This window comes from Nocardia albiluteola (assembly GCF_018860155.1).
Lineage (GTDB): Bacteria > Actinomycetota > Actinomycetes > Mycobacteriales > Mycobacteriaceae > Nocardia > Nocardia albiluteola.
Genome location: NZ_JAHKNI010000001.1, coordinates 763,840 through 783,433, shown reverse-complemented (window position 1 = coordinate 783,433; position 19,594 = coordinate 763,840). Strand labels below are relative to the sequence as shown.

The following is a 19,594-nucleotide window of genomic DNA, read 5'->3' as shown; positions in this document are numbered from 1 at the left end:
CCAGAAACCCGACCTGGGCCCCCTCGACACGAACTTCCCGGGCCTCGCCGGAGACTTCAGCCTCTCGCCCGAATCCCCCACGGGCACAATCATTCACGACCCACTGACCGACGAAAGCGCGGTCCAGAGCAACGAGGACCACCAGCAGCCCACACCGATCGTCCCACCGCCGCCGACCGAATCCCTCGCCCCCGCCGACACCGAACCCACCAAACTCCCGTCGACCGGGAACCTCGGGCAGACCGACGCCCCTTTCACCACATCTACTCCGTCCGAGCATGTCTCGGCGATCACCCCCTCGGACGACGAACACCAGCCCCTGGCAACCACACCGGCCCAAGCCGTCGGACAGAACGACACCCCATTCACCACACTCGCGTCCCCCGAACACATCACGCTGGGCGACGACACGTCGCTCGCCCAGCTCCCGCCGCCCGAACACTTCGAACTGTCCGACTCCTCGGATGACGAAAACCTGCCCCTCGGAACCACACCGGCCCACGCGATCTCCTCGCACTCGGACGAGCAGCAACCGGCCCAGGCAATCGCTTCCCACTCGCACGAGCAGCAACCGGCACACCCGGCCGCCGTGCATTGGGACGACCTGTCATTCATGCTCGGCCCGAATCCCCAGCGGCACACCAGGGACTCCCTCACGCAGCCCTCCGTCGACGACGCCAGGGTCATCCTGCTGGGCGACGAGTCCGGCGCGCGGTACGTCTGGATGTCGTTCCCCGGCACGTCGAACGGCATCCTGCACGATGTCGAGTTCAATCCGGTGCAGGCGACCCTGGAGCAGGTTCTCGCCGACCCCGCGATCACGGGCATTCGCATCCCCGCAGCCGAGTCCAGCGACATCGTGTTCACCGACGATGAGCTGCCGCCGCTGTCCGACGACGAATCGGATCCCGGCGGCGACCACGGGCCCCTGACTGCCCCGCCGCAGCACTCCGCCGAGCCGACGACCCGCACACCCTCAGCGACTGCCACCACACCCGCGACGAGTTCCGAAGCGCCGCAACAACAGCCCCACGACACGCTGTCGGCCCAACCGAACCCCACGCACGTGCAGCCACTCCGGCTGAGCACCATCCGCGCCGCACTCCACGTCGACGACGAATCGGTCTACAGCACCGATTCCGCATCGGTCTACAGCACCGAATCCGAGAGCCCGGCCACCACCTCGAACCCGTATGCGCCGACCCGGCAACCGAATTCGCCCGGGCAGCCCCGGAGCATCCGGTGGTGGGACGAGGAGCCCTCCGGCGTCCGGAAGGGACAGCGGTCCTTCCCGCTGCTTCCCACCGGCTTCCCCCGCGCCGGCACGGATCCCCGTATCACGGCCGGATCCACCATCCGGCCGCCGCGCGCGGAATCCGTCACATCGGTCTATTCCGAGGATGCGGAAATTCCCCACGACAGCACCGCTTCCGCGGTGGCGGCTCCCCACTCATCCGATGTCACCGCACCTCACGAAACCGAGCGTGAGGACACCGCGGTCGCGGCATCCGACGGCAGCGTCGGCGTGCACGGCGGCACCCACGAACCCGCCCAGGGCAAACGCACACCGGCACAACGCCTGCGGCGGCTCGCCTCCCGGCTGCGGAACCGCACCGCGTCCGGCGAATCGAGCGACGCGACACCGACCGCCGCCGCGCCGCGCCGGCGCACCCGCGATATCTTCCAGCGACCCCTTCGGCGATTGCTCAGCAGCACAAAGACTTCCACCGCACGCCCGGAATCGGACACCGTGCGCGACGGGGGCACCGCCCAGCACACGACCGTCACGAACCCGGTACGAGCCGCCAAGACTCCGCTCGACTGCGTCGTGGACGCGCTCACCGACATCGCCCGGGACCTCCCCAAGGCCCCGATCCGCCTGCCGCGGCTGCCCGCGGTCCTCGCGGGCCGCACCCGGCCCGAGCTCGAGAAGGCCGCGGGCGGCAAGCTGCGCGGCTACCCCGACGTCCACCGGATCGCCCGGCAGCTCGACCTCCTCGGCGACGGTGCGCAGGCCCTCGTCGTCGCCGTGCACGAGACCCCCAACGCGAACGGCGTCGGCGCACACGCCTACCGGATGGTCAACCAGAACGGCACAATCCTCGTACACGACACCGCCGACCCCGGCCACACGCTCCCGGGGCAGCGCCCCTCCGCCAGCGTCCACGCCGTCCTGTACGCCCCCACCGGCAAGATCGGCCGCCCCGTCCGTCTCCGCGACGAGAACATCCCCGAATTCCCGGCCGGCACCCTCGTCGGCGCCACCAAGCAGCCGGACCTCACCGAGCTCACGGCGGAGCCCACGATCTCCATCGTCGACGAGTCGCACCACGACGACCCCGCGGCCGTCGAAGCACTCCTGAACAGCCTCCCGACGGTACCGACCAACGACCCCTCGGCCGCCCCGAAGTCAACCGAAAAGGTTCCGGGGGAAGAGGTTCCGAAGGAGAAGATTCCACAGGACAAGACCGCGCAGGTCAAGGCTCCCGAGCTGGGCGACAAGGTCCGCGAGAAGAGACGGGTTCGCTTCGACACCGGCGACGACGAGGTTCGCCTCTACGACCCCGCGGCGGCGCCCATCGAGACTGCCACGCCGCTGGAGTCCGCGCCCGTCCGCGACATCGTCTTCCCGGAGGTCCCCACCCACGACCCCTCCAAACCGCTACCCGCCCAACAGAAACCTGCCCAACAGAAATCTGCCGAGCAGAAACCGGCCGAACAAAAGCCCACTGAGCAGAAGCCCGCCGAACAAAAGCCCGAAGCCAAGCAGCCCGGCGACGAGGGCGACCCGAGCATCCCGCTGCCGAGCGATCATTCGACCTCGTCCACGCCGGCCCCGGGCGTCCCGGGCCATGTCGTCCGCACTTTCGGCACCCAGCGGGACGGCCACCAGGACCTGGCCCATATCATGCCGCTCTCCGAAAGCACGGTGCGGGAGCTGCGCAAGCACGTCATCGACGAGGTGGAAACCCGCGGCGGCCGGCGCACCAGGGTCAACGAGAACGACTTCCGGGACAACGACTTCCGCGCTGCGGTCGAGCAGAAGCTGACCTCCCGCCTGGGCGTCGCCGAATGGGACCGCCTGCTGAGCGAATCGGGTATGCCCCTGGGCGTGAAGTACCAGGGCAGCCCGTATCCGGCGTTCCTGCGCCTGACAATGCATGCCCGCACCCCGGAGAAGTCGCTGGAGCACAAGGGCCCGGCGGTCAGCACCCAGCGGTGGACGTATGGATTCGCCGAGTCCGGCGACAGCATGGCCAGCCGCGACCTGCGGTCCGGCTCGATCCCGTTCTCCGATCTGTTCGATCTGTTCGACAAGGGGCTGCTCGATTGGGGCCTGACACCGCAGCTCAGCGCCACCCACAACCAGCTGTCCACCGCCATGTCCACGTTCGCGACGGTGCAGTCGATCATCAAGAAGCGCAGCACCGACGCCCACGCCAAACCCTTCGACTTCGAGCCGCGGTTCGAGATACGCCTCAACACCGACGGTCAGAACGGTGTGCTGTCACCCGACGCGCCGAACAACCCCGACTGGAAACCCCTGCCCGCCATGCCGGACGATCTGGTGGTCTTCTTCCCCCGGCACCTGGCCGACAGCACCGAGATGCCGACGGTCGACGAGAGCAAGCCCGAAACCGTCCCCGTACCGTTCGAGCCCGCGCAGCCCCCGGCAGACGCCACCGTCCCTGTGGCGGCGCACAGCGACCCGAAGCAAAAAGACATCACCCTGACGCAGTTCCCCTTCTACGGTCCGCAGGACTTTCCGCATCACGACCATCTCCTTGCCGATATCGCGGCGGGATTCCCCAACGAGATCCGGGGCATCACCGAGGGGTCGACCGGAGCGCTGCTGGAATTCTTCGGCCGCAATTTCCTGGCCAATACCCCGGGCGCGCACGGCGGTTCGATGCAATCCCCGACGCTGAAGACGTCGTCCGGTAAACCGCTCGGGTTCTTCAAGGTGAAGCTCCGGAGGTTCGAGGGCGGAGAGACACTCACCGCCCCGACCATGAAGGACGGCTCGCGCCTGGAATATAACGTGCTGCGGGCGTTGCGTACGCAGGGAAATTCCACGGTCAGCCATTCCCTCGGCGCCTCCCTGGCACTGTCCCTCGGCTTCGGTAAGGGCAAGTCCGACAAGGCGACCGGCTATTCGCCCATCGGCGCGACGATCACCCCGCTGAAGGTCGGGGCCAGCTATCAGAACAGTCATTCGCTGACCTACGGCGGCCGGGCCTACACCTCGCGCGCGCTGCGCCTGGTCGCGGATCTGCTGCACACGACCCCGAGCATGGCCCTCGAGGTCACCTTCGTCCGGCCCGACGGCACCGAGGTCCAGCCGCTCGCGGGCACGCCCCTGGACGGCGGGAAGAGCTACCCGGTCAACATGCTGGTGCCGTCGAAGCAGAGCATCGGCAAGGCGCCCGAGGAGGCCAGGTACCTGCAGCAGGACCTGCTGCATCTGCATCAATTCGGCCTGATGGTCACCCCGCTCGAGGTCAAGATGCCCGACGAGGTGTTCACCGATATCAAGAAGGTCCTGTCCGATCACGGATTCCTCCCGCCCAATCGCGAACCGACCTGGAAGGACTGGTTCGAATCGAATTCCAGCAAGAATCAGCGGCTGGAGAACGTCCGCAAGTTCGAGCAGCTGAGCGGTCGGCTGGGTCTGCTCGCGGAGGCGGACGAAATGATCCAGGGCGGCACCCGCATGGTGTTCGAGAAGTCCAATCTGACCGATACCGAACGCCTGACCGTCAAGATCATCGCCGAGCGCGATTACGAGGACGAGGCGGCGCCGCATCAGGGCGTGACGCACGATTGGTCGGCGCCCGACATTCAGACGATGAACTACACCGGCGTCGTCATGTCCGGCGGGGAGCAATCGGCGAAGGCGCCGTTCGCGTGGGATGTCGGCGCCAGCGCCTCGCTCACCAATCCGTTCAACGCGAAGCGCAGCGAGATCGTCTCGAGCCTCGGCGGATCCTTCGACCGCACGGGCAACGAGACGACGACCCAGCAGTTCGATACCAACTTCGGCGAGGAAAACTACACCTTCAGCCCCAAGAACAAGACCTCCGAATCCGGCGTCCAGCTCTTCGGACTGCCGACCCGCTACCGCGTCGAGTTCAGCTACAGCCACGGCCCTAACCCGGACACGATCGACGACGTCAAGGGCAGCATGCACCTGGCCGTCCCGACGTATCTCACCACCAAGGAGCCGGTCCACAGCGACCCCCGGCCCGCACCCACCACGCGCGAGCACCCCACCGACAAGAGCCGGATTCCCGACAGGGACGCCCAGCTCCTCGACCTGCCCACCGCGGCCTACCGGACCGAGAAGACGCTCCCCGAGGGCGTCGGGCTCCTGCCCCACTCCGCGGTCATCTCGGGCAACCCCATCGCAAAGATCCTGCAGGACAACGCGTTCGACATGATCGGCGAGATCGACCGGAGCGGCGCCGAAGAACCCGACCCGAAGCTGCCGGGTAGCTTCCCGGCCGAGACCGAAACACCGGCCATCGACACCTCCCGCCGGTCGAGCCGGTTCCCGAACATGGGTTCGCTGTTCCGGTCCTTCCGGCCGCGCCGGACCGGGGACGAGGAGTACGACCTGCCGCGCTGGAACCCGGCGTCGAGCTCGACGTCCCGGCCACAGGACGCCACCACAACCCCGACAACCAATCCCAACGACGTCGTCATCCAGATCGACCCCGCCACCACCGAGACCGCAACCCCGGCAATCGATCCCAACGACCTCGTCGCACGGTTCAACGCCCTTCGAAACCCGCCCGCGACCACCGAGACCACGGATTCGCCCGAGACGACGCCGGGCGACACCACCGAGGGCGCCAAGCAGGGCTGGGGCTCGTGGGCCGCAAACAAGGCCGTCAACGCCGGTAAGTGGGTCTGGCGCAACGCATTCGGCGACGCGGCCACGAATCCGGCGTCGACGGCCCACTCGATCATCCACAGCTCGCTGTCCCCCAACCACGCGAGTTCCTATGCGCCGCTGATCTTCCGCGACTCCTACGAGTTCGAGGTGCCGATCCCGGGCGGCGTGGCCGGCACGGACTACAAGGTCAAGATCAAGGGCTACTTCGACAACGTCCGGGTCAAGAAGCCCGTGGGGGTCGATACCGAGCACTGGCTCGAGACCGTCAACGCCTCTTCCCGGACCACGTCCCGCAACCGCGGCAACCAGGGCGCGGTCACCGTGCAGGGCACCTACGGCGACAAGTCCGACCCGAGCTACCGGCCGTCCGGCGGCTGGCAGCGCAGCGACGCCACCTCGACGCACTCCACCGGCACCGACGGGATCGACAGCCTGCGAGTCACCTCCGACTACGGCGGCAACGGCGTCCACGAGTTCACCGGCGACGCGCACATCGTCATGACCATCGAGGCCGGCACCCGCAACTTCATCAACGGCCTGCTGCGCCGCGGCCCGCACACCACGCGCACGCGCGTCATCGACATTCCCCAGAGTCTCGACTTCTTCCTGGTCGACAACGACCTGCACAACAACCCGGCCCTGCTGGCCATCGTCGAACAGGCCGCCGAGGACCGCGGCGAGGAACCCCCGGTCGCCCCGAAACAGGCACCGACTCGCAAGCTGGGCTCCACCTACACCGAGAAGATCAAGGGCACCGACCGGCCGAAGGCCAAGATTCCCTTCGGCGGCGCCACGGAGGTCATCTTCGACAACCGCAGCGCCTTCGAGAACGCGGCCAAGGATCTCGTCAACGAAATATCGCCCGGCGCAACCGAAGTGGGCTCGGCCAACTACCACCCCGGCGTCGGGCCGCTCATCAACCAGCACACCACCAGCTTCGGCGTGCGGACCCTCGCCAACGCCGGGGCCGAGGGCAGCCACTCGTTCCACTTCGTCGACCGCTCCGACATGTTCGGCCCGCGCGTGGTCGGTGTCACGTTCACCCAACGCCCCAAGACCGGAGTCGACCTCGACGCGCTGCGCGGCAGACTGGTGCCCAGGAGCGCGGCGCTGGACAACGTCCACCGTCACGACCGCGCCGACGGCAACGCGCTGATCGAGCCCGGCGCCACCAGCGTCGGCACCTCCAACACCAGCAGCCAGCAGCTGACCGCCACCCCGCTCGGCGGCTCGTTCACCAAGCAGCGCCCCACGCTCGGCGTCGGCATCGCGCGCGGGGGCAGCCACAGCGATACCCAGAACTCCAGCCGCGCCCTGAGCGCCTGGGAGCGCAGCGGCGACGAGGAGTACCAATTCGACGTCCCGACCGAGTACGTCGTCACGGTGGACTGGCGCCCCATGACCGAGACCGCATCGAAATACCTGGCCAACATGGTCGGCGACGGCCTCATCCAGCTCGGGCAGGGCGCCCTCGGCGTCGGGCAGCTCATCCACGCCGGGCAGTGGGACGGGACGTTCACCGACGTCGACCCCGAACAGCTCGCGGACCCGCAGCATCCCGTGACGGACATCCATGCCAAGTCCACACCCGTGAACGCCCTGACGCACCTGCGTCTGCACAAGGCCGATACCGAACCCGCCCCGGAGGACGTCACCGCGGAGAACCCGGCCTCGAAGGCCGTCCCGCACACCACGCCCCGACTCTACGGATTCGACCCCGCCGTCCCGCCCGAGCTGCGCCGGACCCTGGACGGCATCGCCGACCCGACCGCGGCCGGGCATTCCGACACCACCGATCCGGAGGCGAACCGCGCCGGCGCCGAGGCGGTGCCCGACGACGTGCAGGAGCTGCTGTCGGTCGACAACTGGGTGCCCGACCTTCCGTTCGTGACCTACGACTTCGACGGCGCGAAGGAACTCGGCCAGGCGCTCCTGGCCGTCGACCCCTCTTTGAAGCCCAACAGCTACACCACCTCGGCCGAGGGCCTGAACTCCCGCCTGACCACGCTGATCGCCAACAACACTCACACCCCCATGCGGCCCGAAACCGCCGCCCCGTTCCTCAATGTCACGCCGGCGAGCACCGACGAGATGCCGCGGCCGCAACCGCACACCCGCGGCACCACCGTCACCGGCACCACGGTCCGGGTGAGCCTGTACTCACCGCGCTCCGAGCGGGACGTCGATTCGATCGTCGCCGACCGTTTCGAATTCTCGAACGACAGCTTCCAATCCCAGGAGAGCAAATCCACCACGGTCGCCCCGACCTTCGGCCACACCGGCCCCGTCTCCGAGGACGGCAACCACCGCGGCGGCATCTCGGGCTTCCCCCTCGGCGGCGAGAACGCCAGCAAGGGCCAGGCCGCCGCGACCGGCAGCGTCCGGCGCCTGCTCAAGCGCCAGAACGCACCGGCCGACGGGCACCGCCTGCGGTCCGTGGCGCTCATCGAGGTCCGCGGCCCCAAGGGCACGGTCTGGCTCACCAGCGACATCGTCGGCCAGTACCAGGAGACGCCGCCGCTGCGGACCAGGCCGCTGACCGACGAGGACTTCCCCGAGGTACCGACGCACGACCCCGGGGCGATCACCGAGAGCGACTTCCCCGAGGTACCGACACACGACCCCGGGGCGATCACCGAGAGCGACTTCCCCGAGGTACCGACACACGACCCCGCGGCGATCACCGAGAGCGACTTCCCGGCGGTGCCCACCCACGAGCCGAAGGCCGTCAAGGAACGCCGGCTCGAAGAGCCCCTGCTGGCCGAGCCCGCGAAGAAGCCCGCGGAGACCACACCCAAACCTGCCGAAACCACGCCCAAACCTGCCGAGACGAAGAAGTCCGAACCCACCGAAACCAAGAAGGCCGAGCAGCCGGGCGACACCAAGAAGACCCAACCGGCCGAGATCACGGAGTCCCAGCCGGCCGAGACGAAGAAGACCCAACCCGCCGAAACCAAGAAGACCCAGCCGGAGGACACCAAGAAGACCCCGGCCACCGACGCCGAGAAGCCGTCGAGCACCAGTAAGCCCGCCACCGATGCGGAAGCCGCAGCCAAGGCCGAGGCCGAGGCGAAAGCCAAGGCCGCCAAGGACAAGGCCGACGCCCAGGCGAAAACCGCGGCAAAGGGCAAGGCCAAGAGCCAATCCTGGCTCTCCAGCCTGATGGGCGCCGTCTCGCCGAAGGTCGAGCGCACGAGGGGCCCGCAGTGGTCCGTGGTGGACGGGGTCCGCGCGCCCGACGGCCACGTATGGGAGTCGATGCCACCCGACGGCGACTGCTTCTTCCACGCCCTCGAACGCATCGTCCACCCCGACTCGTACGGCTCGGCGGACGAACTCGACCAGCGGATCCACGACCTGCGTAATGCGACCGCCGACGAACTGTCGGGGCCGAGACGGAACGAATACTTCGAGGCCTTCCAGAACATCAGGGTTGCCGCCGAGAACCGCGGCAGAAGACTCACCCGGGCGCAACTGCGGGCCCCGATTTCACCGGCGGATTCGGCCCGCCACCTCGCGGAGTACAACCGGCAGGTCGAACAGATCAGGCGGCGGGGAGTCTGGCGCACCGACGCCTTCCACCTGGTCCCCCGCGCCGCCGCGGCCGCGCTCGCCGGCCGGGGCACCGTCGTACGCGTCCACAACGACCAGATCCCGCGTGGACTGACCTTCGGCGAGGACACCCAGGCGCCGTCCGACGGTTCTGTCCTCGTCGCCTACGACCACTACTATCTCGCCGTACCCACCGGGGAACACGTGCCTTCCGGTGCCGTCGGCACTCCCCAGGGTTCACGACCCACCAAGCCCTGGCACGAATTCCTCCCCCTGCTCGGCGGCGATGCCGAGCGATACGACCCACGCGGCCCGGAACAGCCCCTCCCCTCCCAGTTCACGGTATTCGGCGACGAACAGGGCGCCCACTACATCTGGTACCCGCCCACCAACACCTGGTCCGGCGAAATGCGCGACGCCGACAGTCAACCGGTGCACGTCACCTTCGAACGGGCCCTCGCCGACCCCGCCGTCACCGTCGTGCACGCGTCCCCCGAGACCGTGGAAGCGGGCGCCCCGGACCTGTATGCGACCGACTCGGAGCTGGCCGCCGCGATCGCCGCATCGCTGGCCGAGTTCAAGGCACATTCCGCCGCGACCGACGACGCCCTGGCCGCCGCGATCGCCGCATCCCTGGCCGAGTCCAACGAGCATTCCGCCTCGACCGCGCTCGATACCCCGCACGACTCGACGACCACCGAAACGCCGCAGCAGCAACTCCAGCCGCCCAGCGAAACCGACACGCCCGAAACCGATTCGGACGACGAGATCGCCGAGTTCGCCGCGCGGCTTCGCGCCCTGCGCGACAGCGTCCACAACCTGCGCGAGGCCACGGTCCCCGCCACCTCGCCGCGGCAGACCACCGAAAGTACCACTCCGGCAACCGATCTGGTCGAACGGTTCCGCGCGCTACGCAACAGCGTCCGCGCGCTGACCGAGAACAGCACCGGAACGACCGACACCACTACACCGCAGCAACGGCCGCAGGCGTCGACCGAAGACACAACCGCCACAACCGATCCCGTCGTCCACAACACCGCCGACTCCGAGACCGATCCGGTCGCCCGGCCCGACGCCGTCCACAACAGTTCTCCGACCATCACAGACGAATCGACCCGCAACGCACTCTCCGACGAGATCGACCTGGGCGACCCTCAGTTCCACCCGGGCGGCGGGATCTCCTCCACGAACACCATTCGGTCCGCGCCCTTCCGCAGCTACGAGTCGACCGACGACGAACTGTCGGACAACGGCGACCTCGGGACCCTCCGCCTTCCCCCGCGACCCGGGACGCCCTTCCCCACCAGCCTCCGCCGCGACGACGAACCGGAGTACCACGACGACCGGTTCCCCGGCGACGACGAATCCTTCTACGGCGACAACGAGTCCTTCCACGGCGAGGACGACCAGTTCTCCGAGAGCTCGTACACCGCTCCCAGGAACTTCCCCGGCGACAATCCGACCTACCGCGACGACGAATCGGCCTACACCGAATCGATCTACAGCAACGACGGTCAGGAACTGCCGACCATCGGGACCTCCACGAGCACAGGCCGTTTCGCCCCCCTGCGCTACTACGAACCGGCCGTCGACAACAACCGGTCGGACTACAGCGAATCGGTGTACAGCTCGGACGGCCAGGAACAGCCCCGCCCGGTCCGGCCGCAATCGCTCACGGACGACGAGATCGACCTGACGGACCTGGCCCACACCCCGCAGCTCACCGAAACCGATACCGCGAACCGACCTTTCAGCATGCTGGATGCGATGGCCGAACTCCGCCGTGACGACAGCGAGGGATCGGTCGACAGCCAGGGCGAGCAGCCGCCGCTATCGAGCGGCGGCAGCCGCGCGACACCGTCGCACCGGACGACCCGGAATGTAGTCTTCTCGGACGAGCTGACCTCGCAATATCAGGCGACCCAGCGATCCTTCCCGCTGGTCAACAGGCCCTCGCGGACAACGGATTCCACCCCGTCCACCGGCCCCCGCGACGAGCTCCGGCGCACCGAGCCGGCGATCTCCGACGGCACCGGTGACCTCGGCACCCACCGGATCGACCAGGCCGCGCAGGCATCACATTCCCGGCCCACCGACACCACAACGTCCGCCACCACCGGACGCCGCAGCGTCGCACCGATATCCGACGGCAGCACCGATACCCGCGGTGGGCGGGGATCCTCCAGCGGCGTGCGCGGATCGCTTCGGCGCCTGCGCAACGTCGTCTCCCGCCTGCGCAACCGGGACGACACGACACCGCACACCACCGAGCAGGCACCGACGCCGCCGACCGAGCGCACCCGGCGTCGAGACATCCTGCGGCGGTTGGTGACCCGGCGCAGCAGCGCCACCGCGACCCCCGCAACCCACGGCGACGGCACCACCTCGCATTCGGCCGTCGAGAACCCGTCGCCCGTCCTGGGCCGGCGCTACTCCGACGTCGGAACCGACTGCGTCGTCGACGCGCTCACCGGCATCGCCCACGCCCTGCCCGATGCCCCGATCCGGGTACCACAGGACCCCTCGCCCCTGGCCGGCCGCTCACAACGCGAACTCGAGCGGGCCGCCGGCGGCAGACTCCGCGGCTACCCCGACGTCCACCGCATCGCCAGGCAGCTTGAACTGCTCGGCGCCGGCGCGCGTGCACTCGTCGTCGCCGTGCACGAGACCCCCAACGCGAACGGCGTTGGCGCACATGCTTACCAAATGGTCAACCGCAACGGCACCATATTCGTCGAGGACGCCGCCGACCCCACCCACATCCTCCCCGGACAGCGCACCGCGGCCAGCGTCCACGCGGTCCTCTACAACCCCGACGGCCGGATAAGCCGTCCCGTCCGCCTCCGCGGGGAAAACATCCCCGAATTCCCGCCCGGCACCACCATCGGCGCGCTCGTCGATCCGACGCGGGTGAGCGAAACCGTTCCCGCCGACGACGATTCGGACTGGGAGACGATCTCCGACGAGGAGTCCGCGCATTCGAACAGCCCCGAGGTCGTGCCCGCCGATTTCCGGCTGCCCGATCCCGCGGAGTTCGAGGTCCCGTTCGAAGACGCCGAGGGCAACGAAATCCCGGTCACCCCCCTTTCTCCGCTCGATATCAACGCACTGCTGCCCGACCCCTCGCAGTTCGAGCTGTCCTCCGACAGCGCGAGCCACCACACCTCCGAGGCGGGCTCGGACGTGTTCGTCGACATCCCGCTCGACTCCCCCGTATCACCTTCTGCCGCAACCTCTCTGGGCCATGTCGTCGAGCGCTTCGGCAACCGGAGAGAGGGCGGCAAGCCCCTGATCCACGTCGAGCAGTTCTCGGAAGAGAACATGAAGTACCTGCGCCGCCACATCATCGACGCGGTGCAGGGCGCCCACGGCCGGAGCGCGGCATTCCGGAAGGCCGTCGACAACAAGCTGACCTCCCGCCTGACCAAGGCCGAGGAGAATCTGCTGCTGAGCGAATCGGGCATGCCGCTGGGCGTGAAATACAAGGGCAGGCCGTATCCGGTGTACCTGCGGATGTCCCTGTACGCCCGAGATCCGAAGACGGGGCACGTCGCCCGGGTGAACGACGGTCCGGGGATCAGCACCCAGCAGTGGTTGTACGGATTCGTCGAGGCCGCCGATACCAGCGGCAGCCGCAATCAGCGATCCGGATCGCTGCTGTTCTCCCATGTGACGGATCTGTTCAAGACCAAGCTGCTCAACTGGGGTATTTCGCCGCAGTTCAACGCCACGCACAATCAGCGGTCCAGCGCCATGTCGGTGTTCTCGACGGTGCAGTCGATCATCAAGATGCGCAGCACGGATCCCAACGCCATACCCTTCGATCTCGAGCCGCGGTTCGAAGTACGCCTCAACAACGACGGATTGGCGGGCGTGCTGTCGCCCAAGGCGCCGGAAGCGGGGGACTGGAAACCCATCTCCGAGCCCGCCCCGGACGACGTGGTGGCCTGGTTCCCGAAATATATGGCCGACAGCCGCGAAATGCCGCGGGTCGATCCGAACGACGACGCCACCATTCCCGGACAGTGGCATCGCGATCCGAACAACCCGAACCCCCAGATCACCATGCAGGAGCTGCGCTTCTACGGACCGCAGGGCCTGAAGTATCCCGACCAGCTCCTCAATCACGTGCTGCAGGGGTTCACCGATCATTTGAACGACCTGTCCGAGACCTCCGCGGCACAGCTGCGGGAGTTCTTCGTCTCCACCTTCCAGCGCAACGTCCCGCTGATGGACGGCGGCGCGGCGACCTCCCCGGTCATGTACACGCAGTCCGGTAAACCGCTCGGGATGTTCCTGGTGAAGATCCCGGACATCCACGGCGGCACCGAACTCACCGGCCCCTCCACCACGGGCGGCAACGCCTCCCGGCTCGAGTACAACGTGGTGCGGGCGCTGCGCACGCAGGCCAGTTCCGGGGTAGCCAACGGTCTAGGCGCCTCGGTGTCGGTTTCCGCCGGCCTGGGCAGGAGCGGGGCCGATCCCGACACCGGCTACTCGCCCATCGGCGGCCAGATCACCCCCCTGAAGATCGGCGCGGCGCAGCAGAACAGCCTCACCCTGAGCCACGGCGACCGGGCCTACACTTCGCGCGCGCTGCGCCTGGTGGCGGATCTGCTGCACACGACGCCGCAGGCGACCGTCGAGGTCACCTTCGTCCGGCCCAACGGTGAGGCCGTCGAGCCGGACTCGAAGACGCCCCTGTACGGCGGGAACGACTATCCGATCAACATGATGGTGCCGTCGAAGAAATCGCTCGGCCACGCGCCGAGCGTGCAGGAACTGCGATTCCTGCATCCGGACATCCTTCATCTGACCGATATCGGGCTGACCACCACGCCGCTCCAGATCAAAATCCCCAAGAAGATGTTCGACGACATCAAGACCGTCCTGACCGATCGCGGATTCCTGCCGTCGGGCAAGGACACGTCGAGCCTGTGGGACTGGTTCGAGCCGAATGCCACCAAGACTCAGCGGCTGGACAACGTCAGCAACTTCGAGCAGATGAGTGGCCGTCTGGGGAAGCTCTCGAGCTTCATCGAGATGACCCACGGCGGCGCTCGGATGGTATTCCTCAAGTCGACCGCGACCGGGACCGAGCCCGAGCGCATCACCGTCACCCTCGAGCAGAAGCGCCGGTATCACTCGCCGGAGAATCCGCACGAGGGCATCTCGCACGACTGGATACTCCCCGACATCCAGACGATGAACTACACCGGTCTCGTTCTCACCGGCTCGGAGGAGCACTCGAATACGCCGTTCGCCATCGATATCGGCACCAGCGTCACGCTGACCGACCCGGCCAGCAGCGAGCACAGCGAATGGATCGCGAGTCTCATCGGGTCGTACGACTTCACGTACAGCAGCAGCGAGAGCATGGCGTCCGGCCTCGGCTTCGGCGAGGAGAACTACACCTTCAGCCCCAAGGGGCTGCACATCTTCACCGTGCCCACCCACGTCGTCGCGGAGATCTCCTACAGCCACGGCGACAACCCCGACCCGATCCGCGCCGAGGGCACCGCCCATCTGGCCGTTCCCACCTATCGCACCACCGAGGAACCGGACAACACGCGCCTGCCCGAACCGACGGTCCGCGAGAATCCGACCGATAAGACCCGGCCCCCCGCGCGGGATGCCCGGGCCCTGGACCTGCCGACGCAGAAACAGCTCAAGAAGGGCAAGGGAACCCTGTTCCCAGCCACCGCCGTCGTGGCGAGCCACCCCGTCGCCGAGCTACTTCAGGATGTCTCGGTCGGTCTCATCCGCGATATCGAACGGGGCGCCCGTCTCGGCCCGCACGTATCGAACTCCCTCACCTCCGGCGAGGACCACCGAACCGATACGCCCGCAACCGATTCGGCGGTCATTCCGCATGGCGAGAACGAATACGAGCTCTCGACGCTCGGGCCGCAGGTACCCCGCATCGTCATCACCGATCCGGACGGAGCACAGCACTTCGGCGCGCAGCAGACGGATCCGACTGTGCCCCAGCAGGATCGAACCGAACGCACCGCACCGCCGGACATCCCCAGAATCGTCATCACCGATCCGGACGGGGCGCAGCACTTCGGCGCGCAGCAGACGGATGCGACTACACCGCAACGGGATCCGATCGAGCACACCGCAACGCCGAACGTCCCCAGCATCGTCGTCACCGATCCGGAAGGGGCGCGGACAGAGCCGGCGATGGAACCGGAACACGCCGGGGACACCGAGCACACCGGGTCCGACGACGAGCCGGGACTGAGCTGGTCGGACATGACCGACGCCCTGAAGAGCTGGGCGAACGGGGCGGGCCAGGCAGCCTCCGGCGCCGGTGAGTGGTTCGCGCGCAACGCATTCGGTGATTCGGCGGAGAATCCGGAGTCGATCGCGCGCTCGATCCTCAATACCGAGCTGTCGACGCATCATGCGACGTCCCTCGCACCGCTGATCTACCTCGACTCCCACAAGTTCGAGGTCGAGATCCCCGGCGCGGTGGCGGGCACGACCTATCAGTTCAAGATCGAGGGCTACTACGACGACGTCGAGGTGCTGAAACCGTCGGCCATCGATACCGAGCACTGGCTCGAGGCCATCAACACCTCGGCGCGCTCCAAGCTCGATCAGTACGGCCACCAGGGCAGCGGCGGCTGGACCGGCCGGTTCGGCGAGAAGGCCGACAGCAGCTTTACCGCCGGGCTGAGCCAGCAGCGCAATACCTCACACACCAAGCACGTCACCGCGACCGATCTGACCGACACCCTGCGCGTGACCTCCGACTACGGCGGCAACGGCGTGCACCGGATCCGCGCGACCCCGCACCTGGTCGTCACCGCCACGGCCGGATATCGCAACGCGGTCACCGGTTTCTTCCACGGCAAGCCGCACACCACCCTCACCCGCGTGGTCGACGCCCCCAAACGGCTCGAATACTTCGTGGTCGACAACGACCTGCACGACAACCCGCCGCTGAAGGCCCTGGTGCAACAGGCCGCCCGCGACCGCGGCGAGAAGCCCAAGATCGCGCCGAAGCGCCGCAACGATCGCGCGCTGTCCGACGCGTTCACCGGCAAGCGGAAGGAGGGCGACACCAACGCGAAGGGCCTGCTCAACTTCGGTCACGTCACCTCCGTCATCCTCAACGACGGCCGCAGCGCCTTCGAGGACACCGCGCGCAACCTGGTGGAGGAGGTGTCGCCCGGTGCCACCACGGCGGGCTCGAACAACGAGCACCCTCAGGTCCTGCCCCTGATCAACAAGTTCGCCACCACCTTCGGGCTGCGTACCCTCGCCAACGCCGGATCCGAGGGCAATCACTCGTTCCACTTCGTCGACACCCACGATCTCCTGGGGCCGCGCGTCGTCGGCGTCACGTTCACCGCGCGCCCGCATCCCAAGGCGAAGCTCGATCAGCTTCGCGGCCGGACGGTGCCCTCGACCGCCGCCCTGGACAACGTCCACCGCCACGATCACGCCGACGGCAACTCCCTCCTCGAACCCGGCGCCACCAGTGTCGGCAGCACCCACGCCAGCACCGACCGGACGAGCCTGACGCTGGGCGGCCAGCACAACAAGATTCGCCCCGCGTTCGGCATGGCCGTCGGGAAGGTGCGCAGCCTCGACTCCACGATGACCGACAGCCGCGCCCTGAGCGCCTGGGAGCGCACCAACGCGCCCCAGGACCAGTTCGACGTCCCCACCGAGTGGACGGTCACGGTCGACTGGCGGCCCATGACCGAGGCCGCGTCGCGGTACCTGGTCGAGAAGATCGGCGACCTGCTCAGCAACTCCGGGCTCCACATCGCCTCCGGGCACTGGATGGGAGTCGTCGAGGGGGTGGACCCCACCCGGTTCCACAGCAGGCCCCGCTTCTCCAAGCCCGCCTCGGTGAACGGCGTCTCCCGGCTCCGTCTGCACGGCACGGACACCCAGCTCGCCCCGAAGTACCGCACCGCGGACACCCCCGCCAAGATCGTCGTCCCCCGCACCGAGCCCGGTATCTACAGCTACGACCCCACGATTCCGCTGCCGCCCGCATCCCCGGACCACCGCGCCATCGAGATCGACGTCCCTGCCGATGTGCGGCACCTGATGTCGGTCCCGAACTGGGTGCCCGAGCGGCCGATCGTGATGTACGACTTCGACGCCCTGGAGGAGTTCGGCCGGGCGCTGCTGGCCGTCGATCCCTCCCTGCACACCAACGACAACAGTCGCTCGGTCGAGCACATGTCCACCCGGCTGGTCTCGCTGGCCTCGAGCAACGTGCCCACGCCGCTGCGGCCCGAGAATACGGCTCCGTTCCTCAACATCACGCCGCACAGCGACGAGGTGCCCACCCCGCAGCGCCATCGCCGGGGTACCACCGTCAACGGCGTCACCGTCACGATGAGCCTGTACTCACCCCGCGCGGCGGAGACCAGCGCGCAGATCGCCATCGACCGCTTCGTATTCGGCAACTCCAGCTCCCAGGACCGCGAGAGCCACAACCTCAATCTCGCCCCCACCTTCGGCATCAGCGGCCCCGCCTTCACCGACGACGGCAATACCCGGGGCGGCCTGAACAGCTTCCCGCTCGGCGGCCAGAACGCCGGCCACGGCGAATCCGACGCCCTCGGCGGCGTCACGCGGGATCTGAAGCGCACCAACGCACCGTTCGAGGGGAACACGCTGCGTGCCGTGGCCCTGCTCGAGGTCAAGGGCCCCAAGGGCACGGTCTGGGTCTCCGGCGATGTGCTGTTCCGCGCCACGGAGACACCGTCGAGTGCGCACATCGCACCGCCCCTGGACGAGACGGAGACCCTGCCCACCGAGACCTCGGACGCCACCGAGTCGCACACCGATGCCGACCCCACGAAGACCGATGCCGACCCCACGAAGCCGTCCGGATCCGAGACGAAGGCATCCGGATCGGAAAGCAAGACAACCGAACCCGAGGCCAAGAAGTCCCCCGAGACCGAAGCGAAGAAGACGCCCGGGCCCGAAAACAAGAAGACAGACGGATCCGAGACTGAGAACGCGGCCGGATCCGGAAGCAAGACAACCCAACCCAAGGCCAAGAAGACATCCGAACCTGTAACCAAGACAACCGAACCCGAGGCGGCGAAGAAACCCGCCGCATCCGAGACGAAGAAGTCGTCCGAGCCGGACGCGAAGAAGCCGTCCACACCGACGGCCATGGCCGAAGCGCAGGCGGCCAAGGATAAAGCCGATGCCCAGGCGAAAGCGGACGCCCAGGCGAAAGCGGACGCCCAGGCGAAAGCTGAGGCAGCGGCGAAGACCGAGGGCAAGAGCAAGCTCGAGTCCTTCTTCTCCTCGCTGCTGGGCGCACCCAAGATCGGGCGCAGCAGCGGCGAACGGCGGGCCGTCGTGGACGGGGTCCGCGCGCCGCGGGGATACGTCTGGGAGTCGATGCCGGCGGATAACGACTGCTTCTTCCACGCCCTCGAACGCATCATCTACCGCGAGCCCTACGGCTCGGAAACAGAACTCGACCAACGCATTCGGCGCCTGCGCGGCCTGGCCGCCGCCGAACTGTCGGGGCCCAGATGGAGAGAATATTTCGAGGTCTTCCAGAACATCAGGGTCGCCGCCGAGAACCGCGGCAGAAGACTCACCGCGGCGCAGCTGCGTGCCCCGATATCGCCGGTGGATTCGGCCCGCCACCTCGCGGAGTACCGCCGGCAGGTCGAACAGATCAGGGAGCGGGGAGTCTGGCGCACCGACGCCTTCCACCTGGTCCCCCGCGCCGCCGCGGCCGCACTCGCCGGCAGGGGCGCCGTCGTGCGCGTCTACAGCAGGCAACTCCCCAACGGGGCCACCTTCGGCGAGAACACCCGGGCACGGGCCCACGGCGCGACCCTCATCGCCCACAACCACTACCACCTCGCGGTACCCGCCACCGGGCACACTCCCGCGGGTACCCCCGGGGGCACCCGCGCGACCAAGCCCTGGGACGAATTCGCCAACCTGCTCGGCCTCGACGCCGAGCGATACACCCCCGGCCAGTCCGCCCCGGACCGCACCCGGATCACCGTATTCGGCGACGAGAACGGCGCGCACTACATCTGGTACCCGCCTACCGGCACCTGGCCCGGCGAAATGCGCGACGCCAACAGCCGCCCGGCGCCCATCACCTTCGACCAGGCCCTCACCGACCCCGCC

The 19,594-nt window shown here is 68.0% G+C and carries 1 protein-coding gene (cut by both window edges); it reads left to right on the top strand.

Every position in this 19,594-nt window falls within one protein-coding gene, locus tag KO481_RS03520, for a scabin-related ADP-ribosyltransferase, read on the top strand. The gene is 58,677 nt long; 15,626 of those nucleotides lie to the left of the window and 23,457 to its right, leaving coding positions 15,627-35,220 in view (codon 5,209, partial, through codon 11,740, complete); the first complete codon in view begins at position 2. Both codon boundaries (start and stop) fall beyond the window edges.